Origin of the sequence: Martinezella tropici, assembly GCF_008370325.1 — a bacterium.
Lineage (GTDB): Bacteria > Pseudomonadota > Alphaproteobacteria > Rhizobiales > Rhizobiaceae > Rhizobium > Rhizobium tropici_B.
In genome coordinates this window covers 51695-67598 of record NZ_VNIP01000007.1, presented here as the reverse complement: position 1 = coordinate 67598, position 15904 = coordinate 51695, and the positions used below count along the sequence as shown (strand labels likewise).

General features: G+C 62.6%; 16 protein-coding genes and 1 other RNA gene. 11 read left to right on the top strand and 6 right to left on the bottom strand.

Annotated features, from left to right (window positions below):
- Positions 1–169: 169 nt before the first annotated feature.
- The 5 genes from FP026_RS12975 to FP026_RS12950 all read right to left on the bottom strand — a co-directional run bounded on the left by FP026_RS12975 (position 170) and on the right by FP026_RS12950 (position 3151).
- Positions 170–538: a VOC family protein gene (locus tag FP026_RS12975; RefSeq protein WP_149635043.1), complete on the bottom strand. Its 369-nt coding sequence runs from the start codon at positions 536–538 to the stop codon at positions 170–172.
- A 228-nt stretch (positions 539–766) separates the two neighbouring features.
- Positions 767–1003, bottom strand: a complete 237-nt coding sequence (locus FP026_RS12965) for a hypothetical protein (RefSeq protein ID WP_149635041.1) — start codon at positions 1001–1003, stop codon at positions 767–769.
- A gap of 82 nt (positions 1004–1085) precedes the next feature.
- Complete coding sequence (locus FP026_RS12960; RefSeq protein WP_149635040.1) at positions 1086–1772, bottom strand: helix-turn-helix transcriptional regulator; 687 nt, start codon at positions 1770–1772, stop codon at positions 1086–1088.
- A 12-nt stretch (positions 1773–1784) separates the two neighbouring features.
- Positions 1785–2744, bottom strand: a complete 960-nt coding sequence (gene nudC, locus FP026_RS12955; RefSeq protein ID WP_149635039.1) for an NAD(+) diphosphatase — start codon at positions 2742–2744, stop codon at positions 1785–1787.
- A complete protein-coding gene (locus tag FP026_RS12950; protein WP_149635038.1) occupies positions 2741–3151 on the bottom strand; it encodes an HIT family protein in 411 nt (136 codons plus the stop codon). The genes nudC and FP026_RS12950 overlap by 4 nt, the downstream gene beginning before the upstream one ends.
- A gap of 91 nt (positions 3152–3242) precedes the next feature.
- Here FP026_RS12950 and ffs point away from each other — a divergent pair.
- The 3 genes from ffs (at position 3243) to FP026_RS12935 (ending at position 5725) form a co-directional block, all read left to right on the top strand.
- Positions 3243–3339: signal recognition particle sRNA small type (gene ffs / locus FP026_RS12945), an RNA gene on the top strand.
- 66 nt (positions 3340–3405) lie between these two features.
- A complete protein-coding gene (locus FP026_RS12940) occupies positions 3406–5295 on the top strand; it encodes a DNA polymerase III subunit gamma/tau (protein ID WP_149635037.1) in 1890 nt (629 codons plus the stop codon).
- Between the two features lie 106 nt (positions 5296–5401).
- Positions 5402–5725, top strand: coding sequence for a YbaB/EbfC family nucleoid-associated protein (locus tag FP026_RS12935; protein WP_149635072.1), 324 nt, complete (start codon positions 5402–5404; stop codon positions 5723–5725).
- 18 nt (positions 5726–5743) lie between these two features.
- Here the strand turns inward: FP026_RS12935 and FP026_RS12930 are convergent, their stop codons facing one another.
- Positions 5744–6220, bottom strand: a complete 477-nt coding sequence (locus FP026_RS12930) for an Lrp/AsnC family transcriptional regulator (protein ID WP_149635036.1) — start codon at positions 6218–6220, stop codon at positions 5744–5746.
- A 113-nt stretch (positions 6221–6333) separates the two neighbouring features.
- Here FP026_RS12930 and FP026_RS12925 point away from each other — a divergent pair, with 113 nt between their 5' ends.
- From FP026_RS12925 to infB, 8 genes are all read left to right on the top strand, one after another.
- Positions 6334–6870: an RBBP9/YdeN family alpha/beta hydrolase gene (locus FP026_RS12925; protein ID WP_149635035.1), complete on the top strand. Its 537-nt coding sequence runs from the start codon at positions 6334–6336 to the stop codon at positions 6868–6870.
- A gap of 107 nt (positions 6871–6977) precedes the next feature.
- Positions 6978–7577, top strand: coding sequence for a LysE family translocator (locus FP026_RS12920; protein WP_432444119.1), 600 nt, complete (start codon positions 6978–6980; stop codon positions 7575–7577).
- Positions 7578–7713: 136 nt separating this feature from the next.
- Positions 7714–8319: a recombination mediator RecR gene (recR, locus tag FP026_RS12915; protein WP_149635034.1), complete on the top strand. Its 606-nt coding sequence runs from the start codon at positions 7714–7716 to the stop codon at positions 8317–8319.
- A 194-nt stretch (positions 8320–8513) separates the two neighbouring features.
- Positions 8514–9794: a lytic murein transglycosylase gene (locus tag FP026_RS12910; RefSeq protein ID WP_149635070.1), complete on the top strand. Its 1281-nt coding sequence runs from the start codon at positions 8514–8516 to the stop codon at positions 9792–9794.
- Positions 9795–9954: 160 nt separating this feature from the next.
- Complete coding sequence (gene rimP / locus FP026_RS12905) at positions 9955–10560, top strand: ribosome maturation factor RimP (RefSeq protein WP_149635033.1); 606 nt, start codon at positions 9955–9957, stop codon at positions 10558–10560.
- Positions 10561–10622: 62 nt separating this feature from the next.
- A complete protein-coding gene (gene nusA, locus FP026_RS12900; RefSeq protein WP_149635032.1) occupies positions 10623–12227 on the top strand; it encodes a transcription termination factor NusA in 1605 nt (534 codons plus the stop codon).
- Positions 12224–12916, top strand: a complete 693-nt coding sequence (locus tag FP026_RS12895; protein WP_149635031.1) for an RNA-binding protein — start codon at positions 12224–12226, stop codon at positions 12914–12916. Before nusA ends, FP026_RS12895 begins: the two co-directional genes overlap by 4 nt.
- Before the next feature lie 101 nt (positions 12917–13017).
- Positions 13018–15732, top strand: a complete 2715-nt coding sequence (gene infB / locus FP026_RS12890) for a translation initiation factor IF-2 (RefSeq protein WP_149635030.1) — start codon at positions 13018–13020, stop codon at positions 15730–15732.
- Positions 15733–15904: the final 172 nt, after the last annotated feature.

Sequence of the window (15904 nt, the reverse complement as noted above, 5' to 3'; positions counted from 1 at the left end):
CGCTAGCCCCTCATCCGGCCTTTCGGCCACCTTCTCCCCGCCTGCGGGGAGAAGGAATAGACGCACCTACAGCCTGCCTTCCATCATCGAGCTTGGCGAGGACCTGAGGTCGTCCCTCTCCCCGCGAGCGGGGAGAGGGTTAGGGTGAGGGGCAAGCAGGGCGTGGAATTCACTTATCCGGCTCACAAACTCTCAGGCGATGGCCATCGGGATCGAGCACGACGAAGGTCGGGCCGAAATCCATCGTCGTCAGCTCCTGCGCGATCGGCAGGCCGCGCGCCTTCCAATCCTTGTAATGCTGTTCGACGGCACCGGTGCCTTCGACCATGAAGCCCAATTCGCCGCGGTTGCCGATGGCCGAGGGCTGCGGCTCGACGCTGCTGCGGCGCCACAGACCGAGGCTGAGGCCGTTGTCGAGCGCGAAGGCCACGAAATTCGGCGACGCGAAGGTCGGTTCGCGGCCGAACAGGTCGCGATAGAACGGCGTGCTTTCGCCGGGGTCCTTGACGTAGAAGATGATGAGATTCGGGCTGGTCATTTGGATATTCCTCTTGTTTGGATGGATATGAAGGCATGCGGATGCGATCCGGCGGGCGGTGCTGAGCCTGCCGGTAGAAGGGCAATGGGATCGTGTCAGTAAGTGAGCCTGGAGTTGAAGCGGATCAGCTTTTCACGGAATCTCTGAACCGCTCTAATTCTTTATTGTCTCGCTATTCCAGACGGAAAACCGCTCAGCACTTTTCCTGGAATTGCTCTAAGGATGCGCTCAGTGCATCCGGTCTTCCTCACGATAAGGGGCGCGGCCGTCTAGGAAGCCCAGGTCGCGCTTTACGGAATTCGGCGTTTCCTCGATATCGAGGCGATCCCAGCGGCGGGTAAAATAGCCAAGCGCAATCTGCGAGAGGCGAGCGGGCCATGCCGGCATCGAAAGATTTTTGTCTTTGCGCACCTCGACGCCGCCGTGATGCGGTTGCTTCGTGGTGATGACAACGTTGCTTGCCATGATCGGTCCTCCTTCCTGATTGGATGGTGCCCATAATAGTCGCGCCTACTGACAGTTTCTGGCAGTAGTGTGCGTTGGCGGATCAATCGTGGACCATGCCCTCACGAGCGTGCCATTCCCGTGCGAGCGCGATGCGGCGGCGAGGGTAGCGAGCCTCCAGCACCGCGAAATCGACAATGCGGTCGGCGCGGAAATGGCGAAAATCCTGGCGCAGCTCGCACCAGGCCATGATGATGCGCGCATTATCGAAATAGCCGAGCGCGAAGGGCCAAATGCGCCGGGTCGAGATGGCGCCGTTCACGTCGCCATAGGTCAATTGCACCATGCGCTCGGTGCGGATCGCTTTGCGCATGAGGGAAAGATCGGCCTTGTCCTCCGTTATCCGGCGCGTGGCGACGACCACCGCCGCCTGGTCGATCGCCTCGCGCATCTCGGCGGGCAGCACAGCGGCGATCTTGGCGAGGGCGTCGGTTCCGGCGGCCGCCAGGCGTGCATCGGTCGCGCGCGCCACCCATCTCGATCCCAGCACCAGCGCCTCGATCTCATCCTGAGAAAACATCATCGGCGGCAGGATGAAGCCCGGCTTCAAAACATAGCCGATGCCGGGTTCGCCCTCGATCATGGCGCCCTGCGATTGCAGACTGGCGATATCGCGATAGAGCGTACGCAGGCTAACGCCGGTCTCCTCCGCCAGAACGGCACCGCTGACCGGACGTCGGTAGCGCCGCAGCGTCTGCAGCAGCGTCAGCAAGCGTTCGGAGCGGGCCATGGCGGGATAGTCCTAGCGCTTCCATTCCACCCAGTCGCGCATCAGGCGATGGGCAATGGCGCCCTTGGGTGGAGAGGTGTTGCCGGAGGCCGAGACGCGGTCGAGCATGGCGAGCGTCTCTTCCGGGGTGAACCAGCGGCAATCCTCGAGCTCGGCCTCGTCCATATGGATTTCCGTCGACCTGGCTTCGGCATAACAGCCGATCATCAGGGAATGCGGCATGGGCCATGGCTGCGACGCATGATAGCGCACGCGGCCGATATGGATGCCGGATTCCTCATGCGTCTCGCGGCGGACCGCATTCTCGATGGTTTCGCCCGGCTCGACAAAACCGGCGAGACAGGAATACATGCCCGGCGCGAAATGATGGCTGCGGCCGAGCAGGCAGCGATTCCTTTCCTCGTCGATGCAAAGCATGATGACGACCGGATCGGTGCGCGGGAAGATCATATGTTCGCAGGCCGTACACACCCGCTTGTAGCCGCCGATGCGGCTTTCCATCGCTGAACCGCAGCGGCCGCAGAAGCGATTGTCACCATTCCAGCGGATGAGGCTCATGCCCTGAGCGGCCTCGCCCAGGATTTCACCTTCGAGCAGCAGATCGCGCCAGAGCGCGCGCATGTCGGCGGGCTTGTACTGGCTGGCAAGCTCGTCGGCATTGACCCGCACCGGCACGGCAAGCCTGGGCTCGCCGGTTTTGCGATAGCCGAGCAAGACGGCTTCCTCCCAATTCGGATCGAGCTCCTGCAGCTCATAGCGGGCAAACAGCGGGTCGAGCACCTGCCCGTCATGCTTCAGGACAAGCCGTTCCTGGGCGAAGGCCAGGATATGCGTGCCCTCCTTGGCAAGCGCATGCTTGATCGATTCCTCGTCGCGATGCTCGGCATCCCGGTTGAGCTGGTTTTCCGCAAAGGCGGTGAGACTGCTGGCTTCCGGATGCGGCGCATCCGAGGAAAAGATGGAATGGCTCATTGTGAAAGCGTTTCCCGCAACTTGGCTATGAGGCTGTTCATGTCTTCGTCGGAATAGGGTTCCGCCTTGCCGTAGCCCCAGACGGGACCTGGCCAGTTGGCATCACCTTCGAACCGCGCAATGACATGAACATGAAGCTGACGGACGATATTTCCAAGTGCCCCAACGTTGATTTTTGTCGCCCCTGTCACCGTCTTCAGTGCGCTTGCGACCTTGTCGGTTTCGAAGGTCAGCAGGATCCGGTCGAGCGGCGTCAGCTCGAAGACCTCCGATTTGCCGGGCCGGCGAGGGATCAGCACGAGCCATGGCCAGCGGCGATCCTTCATCAGTCGCACGTCGCAAAGGCCGGTGATCGCGACGGAAACGCTGTCATTCGCCAGACGGTCGTCGAGCGTAAACTCCTTCAAGGGGGCATCCTCCATTGTTTTATCAAATGTTTAGCAGTTTTTTTTGGCCTTGGCTTGCTTTTGATGGCGATATTGCCGATATGTGCATCCGGGAGGTTGGTGGTGGACGAGCCACTCGCCAACCGGGTCAGGTCCGGAAGGAAGCAGCCCTAACGAGCCCGGCACGGGTCATCGTGCCAGCCTCCCACCCTTTCCGAAAGCAAGACCCGGCTTTCGCCGGACAATAAGCTAGGCACCGGGCAAAAAGCAGGGCGATGAGCGACAGCGAGCGACAAGCAAAAGATGCCGCCTCGACCGGCACCGGTTACCGGGTGCTGGCCCGCAAATACAGACCCAAGGACTTCACGGATCTAATGGTCGGCCAAGAGCCGATGGTTCGCACGCTGACCAATGCGTTCGAGACCGGCCGCATCGCCCAGGCCTATATGCTGACCGGCGTGCGCGGTGTCGGCAAGACCACCACTGCCCGCATCCTGGCCCGCGCCCTCAACTACAAGACCGCTGCAGTCGATCGGCCCACCATCGACCTGCGCGAACCCGGCGAGCATTGCCAGGCGATCATGGAAGGCCGGCATGTCGACGTCATCGAGATGGACGCCGCCTCGCATACCGGTATCGACGATATCCGGGAAATCATCGAGCAGGTGCGCTACCGGCCGGTTTCGGCCCGCTACAAGGTCTACATCATCGACGAAGTGCACATGCTGTCGACGGCCGCCTTCAACGGGCTGCTGAAGACGCTGGAAGAACCGCCCGAGCATGTGAAGTTCATCTTCGCCACCACCGAAATCCGCAAGGTGCCGATCACGGTCCTCTCGCGCTGCCAGCGCTTCGACCTGCGCCGCATCAGTGCCTCCGATCTCGTCGGGCTGTTCACCACCATCGCCGGCAAGGAAGACATCGAGGCCGAGCCGGAAGCGCTCGCCATGATCGCGCGTGCCGCCGAAGGCTCGGCGCGCGACGGCCTGTCGCTGCTCGACCAGGCGATCGCCCATGGCAGCGGCTTCGTGGCTGCCGATGCGGTGCGGGCAATGCTCGGGCTTGCCGACCGCGCCCGCATCGTCGATCTCTTCGGCCATGTCGTCAAAGGCGACGTTTCGGCAGCCCTTGCCGAATTCAACAGCCAGTACGAGGCTGGCGCCAATCCTGTCGTCGTCCTGACCGATCTTGCCGATTTCACCCATCTCGTGACCCGCCTCAAATATGTGCCAGATGCCGCCGACGATCCGTCGCTCAGCGAAATCGAGCGCACGAAAGCAGCGGAATTCGCGCAAGGGGTCGCCGTAACCGCACTTTCCCGCATCTGGCAGATGCTTCTGAAAGGCATTACCGAGACGGAGAATGCCTCCCGCACCGCCGGCGCCGCCGAAATGGTGCTGATCCGGCTCGCGCATGCCGCCCACCTTCCCGCGCCCGAAGATGCGGCACGCAGGCTTGCCGAATTCGCCGACGGCAATGGCGGCTCCCGCCCATCGCCGTCGGCGCCGATCGGTAATGGTGGCGGCAATGGCGGTGGAGCAGCGGTTTCCTACCAAGGCAACGCCATGGCACGCGCCGTCGAAACGCCGGCGCCGCGCCCCATGCCTTCCGCCCCGGTCGCCATGTTGCGCGCCGTGCCGAATACCCAGCCGGATACGCAAGCCATCGGCCGCATCGAGCAGAAACCGGCCGAAGCGCCGAAACCGCTCGTGCCGGTCAATTCGATGGCCGATATCGCCGAACTTGCAAGCCAGAAGCGCGATCCGAAGATGAAGGCGCTGGTGCGCACCTTCGTGCGCCCGGTCAGGCTGGAGCCGGGCCGGCTCGATGTCAGCCTGGCGCAGGGCGCTCCCGGCACGCTGCTGAACGAGCTTGCCGTCAAGCTCAAGGAATGGACCGGGATCCACTGGATCGTCAGCCTCAGCCGCGAGGAAGGTCAGCCGACTCTAGTCGAAGCTGAGGCCAGTGCCCAGAAGCAGCGGGTCGCCGATGCGCGCCAAGACCCCGATGTCGCCGCGATCCTGGCGCAATTTCCGGGCGCAAAGATCATCGACGTGCGCGTGCGGGCACCCGAGACGGACGACGAAGAGGAAGCAGCTGCCCCGCCGGCAGTAGCCGAATCCGTCGATGGCGACATCCTGCCGGGCGACGATATAGAATTCTAAGGGTAAGATAGAAGGCAGCGGAACCGCTCGGCTCGACGACCGTTGCGGCCGACGGCACATCTGAGCCGATGGGAAATAGAAGCATAGAGCAGAAGGACCAATGACGATGCGCGACATCATGGGCATGATGGGCAAAGTGAAGGAAATGCAGGCCAAGATGGAGAAGATGCAGTCGGAGATCGCCGACATTCGCGTCGAAGGCAAGGCCGGCGGCGGCCTCGTCACAGTCACCGTCAACGGCAAGAGCCAGATGCTGGGCCTCAAGATCGATCCGTCGCTCTTCAAGGAAGACGATGTCGAAATCCTCGAGGACCTGATCGTCGCGGCTCACAAGGACGCCCAGGAGAAGGCCGAGGCACTGGCGGCCGAAAAGACCCGCGAACTGACCGCCGGCCTGCCGATCCCGCCCGGCTTCAAGCTGCCGTTCTGAGGCCGGCGTCCTATCCGATCACCGGGCGGCCGCCTTGCGGATGAGATCGCGGCCGATCGCCTTTGCAGGTTCGTTTCGCAGCACCAGCGACGTCGTTACCGCGCCATGACGGGCAATGGAATCGACGATGGTTTCAAGGTCCGATGGTGTCGGCACGAGAACCTTCAACAGAAAGCAATCCTCGCCTGTCAGCCTCAAGACCTCGATAATCTCGGGCATTTCCGAAAACTGCTTCAGATAGGGCCGGATATGTTCATGCGTCGTCCGCAGCCGGATGACAGCCATCATGCCGAGCCCGATGGCGGCGGGATCGACGACCGCTCGGTAGCCGGCAATGACGCCGCGCTCCTCCAGCCGCTTCAGCCGCTCCGAAGCTGCCGGCTGCGAAAGGCCGACGCGGCGGCCAAGCTCCGACACCGAGATCCGTCCGTCCTGCTGCAGGATCTCGATGATCGACAGATCCGTCGGATCCAGCCCTCTTTCGATACTATCCATCCCTCACCTTCAATTTATCGGCTGGCGAAAGCTTTATCCGATGGATTGCAATGTCAATCGATGAAACGACATGTCAGCTTTTCTCCATGAGGGATTATGGAGAAAGGACAGATATGAGCAACATCATCACGCTACCGGGGCTCGGCGGCTCGGGCGAAGGCCACTGGCAAACGCTTTGGGAACGGGATGATCCGACCATGCGCCGTTTCCAGCCGTCGAGTTGGGACAGACCGATCCTCTCGGATTGGATTGCCGCGATGGAGAGGGAGATCTCGCGCTCCAAAACGCCGCCGATCCTGATCGCGCATAGCCTTGCCTGCCAGCTGATCGCCCATTGGGCTCCGTCAACGACTAGCGCGATCCTTGGCGCATTTATGGTGGCCGCGCCCGACCCTACAGGAGAAATCTATCTTGCGGAGGCCGGCAGCTTTGCCAATCCGCCACTGCAGCGGTTGCCCTTTCCATCCCTGCTCGTCGCCAGCTCCGACGATCCGTTCGGGTCCTTCGATCATGCGCGTCGCAGCGCCGATACCTGGGGCAGCGCCTTCGTCGATATCGGGCCGCGCGGCCATATCAATGCGGCATCCGGGCTGGGCGATTGGCCCGAAGGCAAGGCAATCTTTGGGCGTTTTCGCACCGAGCTTGGCTGAGCGCAAATCTGGCGTTTGGAAAAGACGGGCCGGAGTGCTATCTCTGGCGCAAATCTTCCAGATATCTTCCAGTCTGCCTGATCGGAGGAAATGCGCTGAGCCTGTCGATGTTGCTTGTTTTTGCCGGTGCATTGTTCATTGCTGCGGGATCGCCGGGGCCAAGCATTGCCGCACTGGTGGCGCGCGTGCTGACGAAGGGTGCGCGCAACGTGCTGCCCTTCCTTTCCGGCATGTGGCTTGGCGAGGCGATCTGGCTGACCTTTGCGGTTGCCGGCCTTGCGACCATCGCCGAGACCTTCCATCTCGCCTTCGTGGCAATCAAATGGCTCGGCGTCGCCTATCTGCTCTATCTCGCCTGGAAGATGTGGTTCGCCGCCTCCGATGCGACCGAGGAACAGCTGCCGGATGCACAATCGCCCGCTAGGCTCTTCCTCGCCGGCTTCACGGTCACCATGGGCAATCCGAAGATCATGGTGTTCTATCTGGCGCTGCTGCCGTCGATCATCGATCTGCATGGCGTCACGATCTCCGGCTGGGCCGAGCTGGTGGCGACGATGTTTGCGGTGCTTGTCATCATCGATCTTTCCTGGGCGATGCTGGCGGCCAAGGCCAGAACCTTCCTCAAGAGCCGCCGTGCCGTGCGCATCGCCAATCGTGCCAGCGCCGGCACCATGGCGGGCGCGGCCGTGGCGATCGCCATGCGATGAGACTGGAGGCCGGCATCGCCTCCAGCACGACCCAGCTCGGCAATCATAGCTCGCTATGGGAAACGGCCGGAATTTTCATCCATCAACCGTCCCTTCCGTGATTCCGTTTCGTGAGCTTATGAGCTAAAAGCCTCCCATGGCAAAGCGAGTCACTGGCCCCGAAATCGAAAAACTCATCCAGCTTCTGGCAAAGGTGCCGGGCCTCGGGCCGCGCTCGGCGCGTCGTGCGGCGCTGCATCTGATCAAGAAGAAGGATCAGCTGCTCGGGCCGCTCTCCCATGCCATGGGCGATGCCTATGACAAGGTGAAGATCTGCTCGCGCTGCGGCAATGTCGATACCGTCGACCCCTGCACCGTCTGCACCGACGAGCGGCGCGACCAATCCGTCATCATCGTCGTCGAGGATGTGTCCGACCTATGGGCCCTGGAACGATCAGGCGCGATGAACGCCACCTATCATGTTCTCGGCGGCGTCCTGTCGCCGCTCGACGGCGTCGGACCCGACGATCTCAACATCCGCGGATTGATAGCCCGTGTCAGCGAAGGCGGTGTCCGCGAAGTCATCATCGCCGTCAATGCGACGGTCGAGGGGCAAACCACAGCACACTATATCACCGACCAGCTCGATGGCCTCGAGGTCAAGATCACCCGCCTTGCCCATGGCGTGCCTGTTGGCGGTGAACTCGATTATCTCGACGAAGGCACGCTGGCGGCAGCGCTCCGGGCGCGGACGACGATTTGAGACGGAGAGGACTGAGTATGAGGAGAGTGCGCACCCCCCTCTGTCACTTCGTGACATCTCCCCCACAAGGGGGGAGATTGGTGGCCCGTGGCACCGGCCTGCCTCAAACGAACATTCTATCCGCAGAGACCGAAGAACGCTTCACCGATAATAGCGGCAGCGAACTCCCAACGATCTCCCCCCTTGTGGGGGAGATGTCGCGACAGCGACAGAGGGGGGTATCGGCGGCTCCGCACGCGCGAAAGCTGCTTTCCCTTCTCTGCATCCTCCTCACCCTCCTCCCCCTGCCCGTGCTCGCCGCTTCCAAAGCCGATGTCGAAGCGCAGTTCCAGGCCTGGATTCAGAAGGACCTCTGGCAGGAAGCGCGAAAGGCCAGCATTTCCGAAAAAACCTTCCAGGCCGCCTTCGCCGGCGTGACGCTGAACTGGGATCTGCCCGATCTTGAGCCGCCGGGCTTCCCCAAGCCTAAGGAACAGGCGCAGAGCCAGGCCGAATTCTCTTCCCCCGCCCCCTATTTCAACGAGGGGCGGCTGCAGAAGCTGGCCACGACCGGGCGGAGCCTTGCCTCGCAATATGGGCCGGTGCTGGGGCGGATCGAGAAGACCTACGGCGTGCCGGGACCCATCCTGCTCGCCATCTGGGGCCGCGAGACCGGCTTCGGTATCGCCAAGCTGCCGAACTCGGCGGTCCAGGTGCTGGCGACCAAGGCCTTCATGTCCACCCGCAAGGACATGTTCCGCACCGAAATCATCGCAGCATTGCGCATCCTCGACCATGGCGACGTCACGCCGGATCAGTTCAAGGGTTCCTGGGCGGGCGCCCTTGGCCAGCCGCAGTTCATGCCGACCAACTATCTGAAATATGCCGTCGATTTCGATGGCGACGGCCATCGCAACATCTGGACCTCCGTGCCTGATACGCTGGCATCCATAGCCAACTATCTGATCCAGAAGGGCTGGCAGCGCGGCCGCGGCTGGGGCTACGAAGCCACGATCCCGCCGGCTGTCTCCTGTGCCCAGGAGGGGCCGGATCTCGCCAAGCCGATCTCGCAATGGGCTTCGCTTGGGATCAAGCCGGTTTCCGGCAAGGCCCTCCCGGCGGACGAAATGCGCGCCAGCGGCATGATGCTGGTGCCGGCCGGCCGCGACGGGCCGGAATTCATCGTCACGCCGAACTTCTACGTCATCAAGGAATACAACAACTCCGACCTCTACGGCCTCTATATCGGCAATCTCGCCGACCGCATCGCCTATGGCAGCGGCGCCTTTCAGGAAAAATGGGGCGATGTCGGCAAGATGCTGCGCTCTGACGTCGCCAATATGCAAAAGGCTTTGGAGCGCAAGGGATACGACGTTGGCGGCACCGACGGCCTGCCGGGCTACAAGACGCGGCGGTCGATCGGCCAATGGCAGGAAAAGAGCGGCATGAAGCCCACCTGCTATCCCGATAGTTCGATGCTCGGGACGCTGAAATAGGCAGCGGAGCAGGTTTCAGTGCGAATGCCTTGCAATTTGCCGGAAACGGGCTTATATCCGCATTCAAATTCTTGATCGTGTGATGAAGAGTGGGCCGCAAGGACCCGCTCTTTTTTATTAGCACGATCTTCCAATGCATGAACAATGCAGGAGTGAATGCTTGTCGGACGTGACAAACGCAGACAATACCAATGAACCCAGGCTGATCGTCGAAACCGGCCTTGATCAGCGCGTTGCCGCCATCATCGAGCCCGTCCTTGTGGGCATGGGCTTTCGCCTGGTGCGCGTGCGTCTCCTGAACCAGAACGGCCTGACGCTGCAGGTCATGACCGAGCGCAACGACGGCACCATGACCGTCGAGGACTGCGAAGAGGTCTCCACGGCCATTTCGCCGGTTCTTGATGTGGAAGATCCGATCGATAAGGCGTATCATCTCGAAGTGTCTTCGCCGGGTATCGACCGCCCGATGGTGCGGAAATCGGATTTCGAGCGCTGGATCGGCCACATCATCAAGTGCGAAACGTCGATCCTCGTCGATAACCGCAAGCGTTTCCGCGGCAAGATCGCCGCCGTCGACGCCGACGGCTTCACGATCGAACGCGACCAGGTTGCCTATGGCGAGGAGCCCAGGGTGACCATTCCGTTCAGCACGCTGGCCGAAGCCAAGCTGATCCTGACGGATGATCTCATCCGCGACGCGCTGCGCGCCGACAAGCTGGCGAAAGCCGAGGCTGCGAACCAGAACGAAGCGGACGAAGAAGAATAACCGATCAACGAACCGCCTGACGGAACGGGAACCCAAGGGCAGGAAGACGGAGACTAAAGACAATGGCAGTCAGTGCGAACCGGCTAGAACTTCTGCAGATCGCAGATGCAGTGGCGCGCGAAAAGGTCATCGACCGCGAGATCGTGCTTGCCGCAATGGCGGACGCGATCCAGAAGGCCGCGCGTTCGCGTTACGGCACGGAATCGAACATCCGCGCCGACATCAACCCGAAGACGGGTGAGATTCGCCTTCAGCGCCTGCTCGAAGTGGTCGAAAAGGCCGAAGATTATTCCACGCAGATCCCGCTGGAGCTGGCCCGCGACCGCAACCCGGACGCAGCCCTCGGCGATTTCATCGCCGATCCGCTGCCGCCGATGGATTTCGGCCGTATCGCCGCCCAGTCGGCCAAGCAGGTCATCGTGCAGAAGGTGCGCGAAGCCGAGCGTGACCGCCAGTTCGACGAATTCAAGGATCGCGTCGGCGAAATCGTCAACGGCACAGTCAAGCGCGTCGAATACGGCAACGTCATCGTCGATCTCGGCCGTGGCGAAGGCATCATCCGCCGCGACGAAATGATCCCGCGCGAGAACTTCCGCTACGGCGACCGCGTCCGTGCCTATGTCTACGACGTCCGTCGCGAGCAGCGCGGCCCGCAGATCTTCCTGTCGCGCACGCATCCGCAATTCATGGTCAAGCTCTTCACCATGGAAGTGCCTGAGATCTACGACGGCATCATCCAGGTGAAGTCGGTTGCCCGCGATCCGGGCTCGCGAGCCAAGATCGCCGTCATCTCGAACGACTCGTCGATCGACCCGGTCGGCGCCTGCGTCGGTATGCGCGGTTCGCGCGTTCAGGCCGTCGTCGGCGAATTGCAGGGCGAAAAGATCGACATCATCCCCTGGTCCAACGAGCCGGCGAACTTCGTCGTCAACGCGCTGCAGCCCGCTGAAGTCGCCAAGGTCGTTCTTGACGAGGACGCAGAGCGCATCGAAGTCGTGGTTCCGGACGAGCAGCTGTCGCTCGCCATCGGCCGCCGCGGCCAGAATGTCCGCCTCGCCTCGCAGCTGACCGGCTGGGATATCGACATCATGACGGAAGCCGAGGAATCGGAACGCCGCCAGAAGGAATTCAACGAACGCACCAACCTGTTTATGGACGCGCTCGACGTGGACGAAATGGTCGGTCAGGTTCTGGCCTCGGAAGGCTTTGCCGCCGTCGAGGAACTGGCCTATGTCGATCTCGACGAAATCTCCTCGATCGATGGTTTCGACGAAGACACTGCCCAGGAAATCCAGACCCGCGCCCGCGAATATCTCGAGAAGCTCGAAGCCGAGATGGACGAGAAGCGCAAGGCGCTCGGCGTCTCCGACGAGCTGCGTCAGATCAACGGCATGACCGCACAGATGATGGTCGCTCTCGGCGAGGACGGCATCAAGACGATCGAGGACTTCGCCGGCTGCGCCGCCGACGATCTCGTCGGCTGGAGCGAGCGCAAGAACGGCGAAACGAAGAAGTTCGAGGGCCTGTTCTCCAAGCTCGAAGTCTCGCGCGTCGAAGCCGAACAGATGGTCGTGCAGGCCCGCCTGCTGGCCGGCTGGATCACCGAGGCCGATCTCGCCGCTGAGACCGAAGAGGTCGCGGAGGATGAGACCGAGCAACAAGCATGACGATCACCGAAGGCCCCAGCGCACCGGTCGAGGACGATGGTCTCGGCGATGACGGCGCAAACGGCCGCATGTGCATCGTGACACGCGAAAGCGGATCGCCCGATGAGTTGATCCGCTTCGTCGCCGCTCCCGACGGGACCGTTGTTCCCGATCTGAAGCGGCAACTGCCGGGACGCGGCTGCTGGGTCAAGGTCGACCGGGCGCTGGTGGACAAGGCAGTGGCAAAGAAACTGTTTTCCCGCGCCTTGAAGGCGGAGGTGACGGCACCGGCCGATCTCGGTGCCATCGTCGACCGCCTTCTCCTGGCGCAACTGGCCGGGATGATGCACATGGCGCGCAAGGCGGGCCGGTTCGTCAGCGGGTCATCAAAAGTTGATGGCGCCGTTCGCAACGGTTCGGCAATTGCCGTGTTCCATGCGATCGCCGCCGCCGCCGATGGCGTCCGCAAGATCGACCAGGCACGAAAGGCCTGGCATCTCGGTATGGAAACCGAAAAGGAAATACCCTCCTTCCGTGTCTTCACGGAGGCGGAAATGGAAGAACTGATGGGCCAGAATGCTTTTATCCATGCCGCAGCGCTTGCAGGGCAGGCGGGTGAGGGTGTAGTGAAGCGCGCAAACCTGCTCGAACGGTACCGCAACGGCGGTCAGTCCCGGGCAACGGGCGGCGCTGGCCGGCGAAAACAATGACGCGGTCACCGGCCTCTGCCGGACGCCTCATTAAGGTACATGCATTGAACGACAGGGTCTGACGGACGTTTCCGAGCCCTGTCCGAAGGAACAGGAACGGAATGACCGACAATCAAGACGACAAGACGCTGAGTGTTTCGGGTAAGAAGACCCTCACCTTGAAGCCTTCAGGCGTAAACCAGGGCACCGTGCGCCAGGACATGGGCCGCGGTCGCACCAAGGCGGTCGTGGTCGAGACCCGCAAGCGCCGCCCGCTGCGTCCTGAAGACGAAAAGCCAATCACGCCGACGACAGCTGCGCCATCGGTGACGCGCGTCGCGGAACCCACGCCGCAGCCGCCGCGCCCGCCGCAGCCGGCTCCGCGCATTCATCAGCCTGGTGGCCAGCAACAGCGGCCGGGACAGCCCAACCAGGGTAATCAGCAACGCCCGCAGCAGGAACGCTCGTCGCGCCCAGTGGTTCTGAACCATCTGTCCGCCGATGAAATGGATGCGCGCCGTCGCGCACTTGCCGACGCCCAGGCCCGCGATGCCGCGGATGCCGTGCGCCGTGCAGAGGAAGAAGCGCGCCGCCGTCAGGAAGACGAGGCACGCCGCATCGCCGAACAGGCCGAAGCTGCCCGTCGCGCCGCCGAAGAGGCTGCCCGCGCTGCCGAAGCCAAGGTCGAGACCCCCGCACCGGTGGAAGCGCCGAAGCCGGCGGTCCAGGCGCCTGCGGCTCCCGTCGTTGCGCGTCGTCCGGATGCGGCCCCTCAGCCGGCGCGCCCTGGCGCTCCTGCCGGCGAGGCACCGGCCAACCGCCGTCGCGTCAATGAAGAAGAGAGCGATCGCGGCCCGCCCCGTGGCGCTCCGGCCCGCGGCAAGGTCACGCGCCCTGAGCCGGCAAAGCCGGTTACCACGCGTCCGAAGACCGAGGACGAACGTCGCCGCGGCAAGTTGACGGTCACGACGGCCAATGTCGACGAGGACGGCTCCGCCCGCGGTCGCTCGCTTTCCGCCATGCGCCGCCGCCAGGAGAAGTTCCGCCGCAGCCAGATGCAGGAAACGCGCGAAAAGATCTCGCGTGAAGTCGTCCTGCCGGAGACCATCACCATTCAGGAACTGTCGCAGCGCATGTCCGAGCGCGCGGTCGACGTCATCAAGTTCCTGATGAAGGAAGGTCAGATGATGAAGCCGGGCGACGTCATCGACGCCGATCTGGCCGAGCTGATTGCCAGCGAATTCGGCCATACGGTCAAGCGCGTTTCGGAATCCGACGTCGAACAGGGCATCTTCAACGTTGCCGACGAGGAAGGCGAGCTGGTTTCCCGTCCGCCCGTCGTCACCATCATGGGTCACGTCGACCACGGCAAGACCTCGCTGCTCGATGCCATCCGCCATGCGAACGTGGTGGCCGGCGAAGCCGGTGGCATCACCCAGCACATCGGCGCCTATCAGGTCGAGCAGAATGGCCAGAAGATCACCTTCATCGACACCCCCGGCCACGCCGCCTTCACGGCAATGCGTGCCCGCGGTGCCCAGGCGACCGACATCGCCATCCTGGTGGTTGCGGCCGACGACAGCGTGATGCCGCAGACGATCGAATCGATCAACCACGCCAAGGCGGCGGGTGTTCCGATCATCGTCGCGATCAACAAGATCGACAAGCACGAAGCCAATCCGCAGAAAGTCCGCACGGAACTGCTGCAGCATGAAGTCTTCGTCGAATCGATGGGCGGTGAAGTTCTCGACGTGGAAGTCTCCGCGAAGAACCGCACCAACCTCGACAAGCTGCTGGAAGCCATTCTGCTGCAGGCGGAAATCCTTGACCTCAAGGCCAATCCGAACCGTACGGCCGAAGGCACCGTCATCGAAGCTCAGCTCGATCGCGGCCGTGGCTCGGTCGCCACCGTGCTCGTGCAGAAGGGTACGCTGCGTCCCGGCCAGATCGTCGTTGCCGGCGACCAGTGGGGCCGTGTCCGTGCGCTCGTCAACGACAAGGGTGAGCATGTGAAGGAAGCAGGCCCGGCCATGCCGGTCGAACTGCTCGGCCTTTCCGGCGCACCGCAGGCCGGCGACAAGTTCGCCGTCGTCGAAAGCGAGAGCCGTGCCCGCGAGATCTCCGAATATCGCCAGCGCCTCACCCGCGACAAGGCGGCTGCCCGCCTGTCGGGTCAGCGCGGCTCGCTCGAGCAGATGATGACCCAGCTTCAGGCTGTCGGCGTGAAGGAATTCCCGCTGGTCATCAAGGGCGACGTGCAGGGCTCGATCGAAGCCATTGCCGGCGCTCTCGACAAGCTCGGCACCGACGAAGTTCGTGCCCGCATCGTCCATTCGGGCGCAGGCGGCATCACCGAGTCGGATGTCTCGCTGGCGGAAGCTTCCAATGCGGCGATCATCGGCTTCAACGTCCGCGCCAACGCGCAGGCACGTCAGTTTGCCGAGCGTCAGGGCATCGAAATCCGCTACTACAACATCATCTACGACCTGGTGGATGACGTGAAGGCGGCGATGTCGGGCCTGCTCTCTCCGGAGCGTCGCGAAACCTTCCTCGGCAATGCCGAGATCCTCGAGGTGTTCAACATCACGAAGGTCGGCAAGGTCGCAGGTTGCCGTGTCACCGAAGGCAAGGTCGAGCGTGGCGTCGGCGTTCGCCTGGTGCGCGACAACGTCGTCATCCACGAAGGCAAGCTCAAGACGCTCAAGCGCTTCAAGGACGAAGTTTCGGAAGTCAATGTCGGCCAGGAATGCGGCATGGCCTTCGAGAACTACGAAGATATCCGCGCCGGCGACACCATCGAGTGCTTCCGCGTCGAGCATATCACCCGTACGCTGTAAGCGCGCTTTCGATTTGCTAGAGATCAAGACCGCCGGCCCGAACCGGCGGTTTTCTTTTGCGCATTACGAGCAGGACGCCGCTTTCGCAAGGATTCTCGGCTTCTGGCGGGCCGAGAAACCTGTCCAGCCTTGACCTTTGCGCCGGATCGAGTCATTTGACCCGCTTTATCGC

Excerpts from the sequence above, each read along its gene's own strand:
- FP026_RS12975 (WP_149635043.1), bottom strand. The coding sequence starts at position 538 with ATGACCAGCCCGAATCTCATCATCTTCTACGTCAAGGACCCCGGCGAA.
- FP026_RS12965 (WP_149635041.1), bottom strand. The coding sequence starts at position 1,003 with ATGGCAAGCAACGTTGTCATCACCACGAAGCAACCGCATCACGGCGGC.
- FP026_RS12960 (WP_149635040.1), bottom strand. The coding sequence starts at position 1,772 with ATGGCCCGCTCCGAACGCTTGCTGACGCTGCTGCAGACGCTGCGGCGC.
- nudC (WP_149635039.1), bottom strand. The coding sequence starts at position 2,744 with ATGAGCCATTCCATCTTTTCCTCGGATGCGCCGCATCCGGAAGCCAGC.
- FP026_RS12940 (WP_149635037.1), top strand. The coding sequence starts at position 3,406 with ATGAGCGACAGCGAGCGACAAGCAAAAGATGCCGCCTCGACCGGCACC.
- FP026_RS12935 (WP_149635072.1), top strand. The coding sequence starts at position 5,402 with ATGCGCGACATCATGGGCATGATGGGCAAAGTGAAGGAAATGCAGGCC.
- FP026_RS12930 (WP_149635036.1), bottom strand. The coding sequence starts at position 6,220 with ATGGATAGTATCGAAAGAGGGCTGGATCCGACGGATCTGTCGATCATC.
- FP026_RS12925 (WP_149635035.1), top strand. The coding sequence starts at position 6,334 with ATGAGCAACATCATCACGCTACCGGGGCTCGGCGGCTCGGGCGAAGGC.
- FP026_RS12920 (WP_432444119.1), top strand. The coding sequence starts at position 6,978 with ATGTTGCTTGTTTTTGCCGGTGCATTGTTCATTGCTGCGGGATCGCCG.
- recR (WP_149635034.1), top strand. The coding sequence starts at position 7,714 with ATGGCAAAGCGAGTCACTGGCCCCGAAATCGAAAAACTCATCCAGCTT.
- FP026_RS12910 (WP_149635070.1), top strand. The coding sequence starts at position 8,514 with ATGTCGCGACAGCGACAGAGGGGGGTATCGGCGGCTCCGCACGCGCGA.
- nusA (WP_149635032.1), top strand. The coding sequence starts at position 10,623 with ATGGCAGTCAGTGCGAACCGGCTAGAACTTCTGCAGATCGCAGATGCA.
- FP026_RS12895 (WP_149635031.1), top strand. The coding sequence starts at position 12,224 with ATGACGATCACCGAAGGCCCCAGCGCACCGGTCGAGGACGATGGTCTC.
- infB (WP_149635030.1), top strand. The coding sequence starts at position 13,018 with ATGACCGACAATCAAGACGACAAGACGCTGAGTGTTTCGGGTAAGAAG.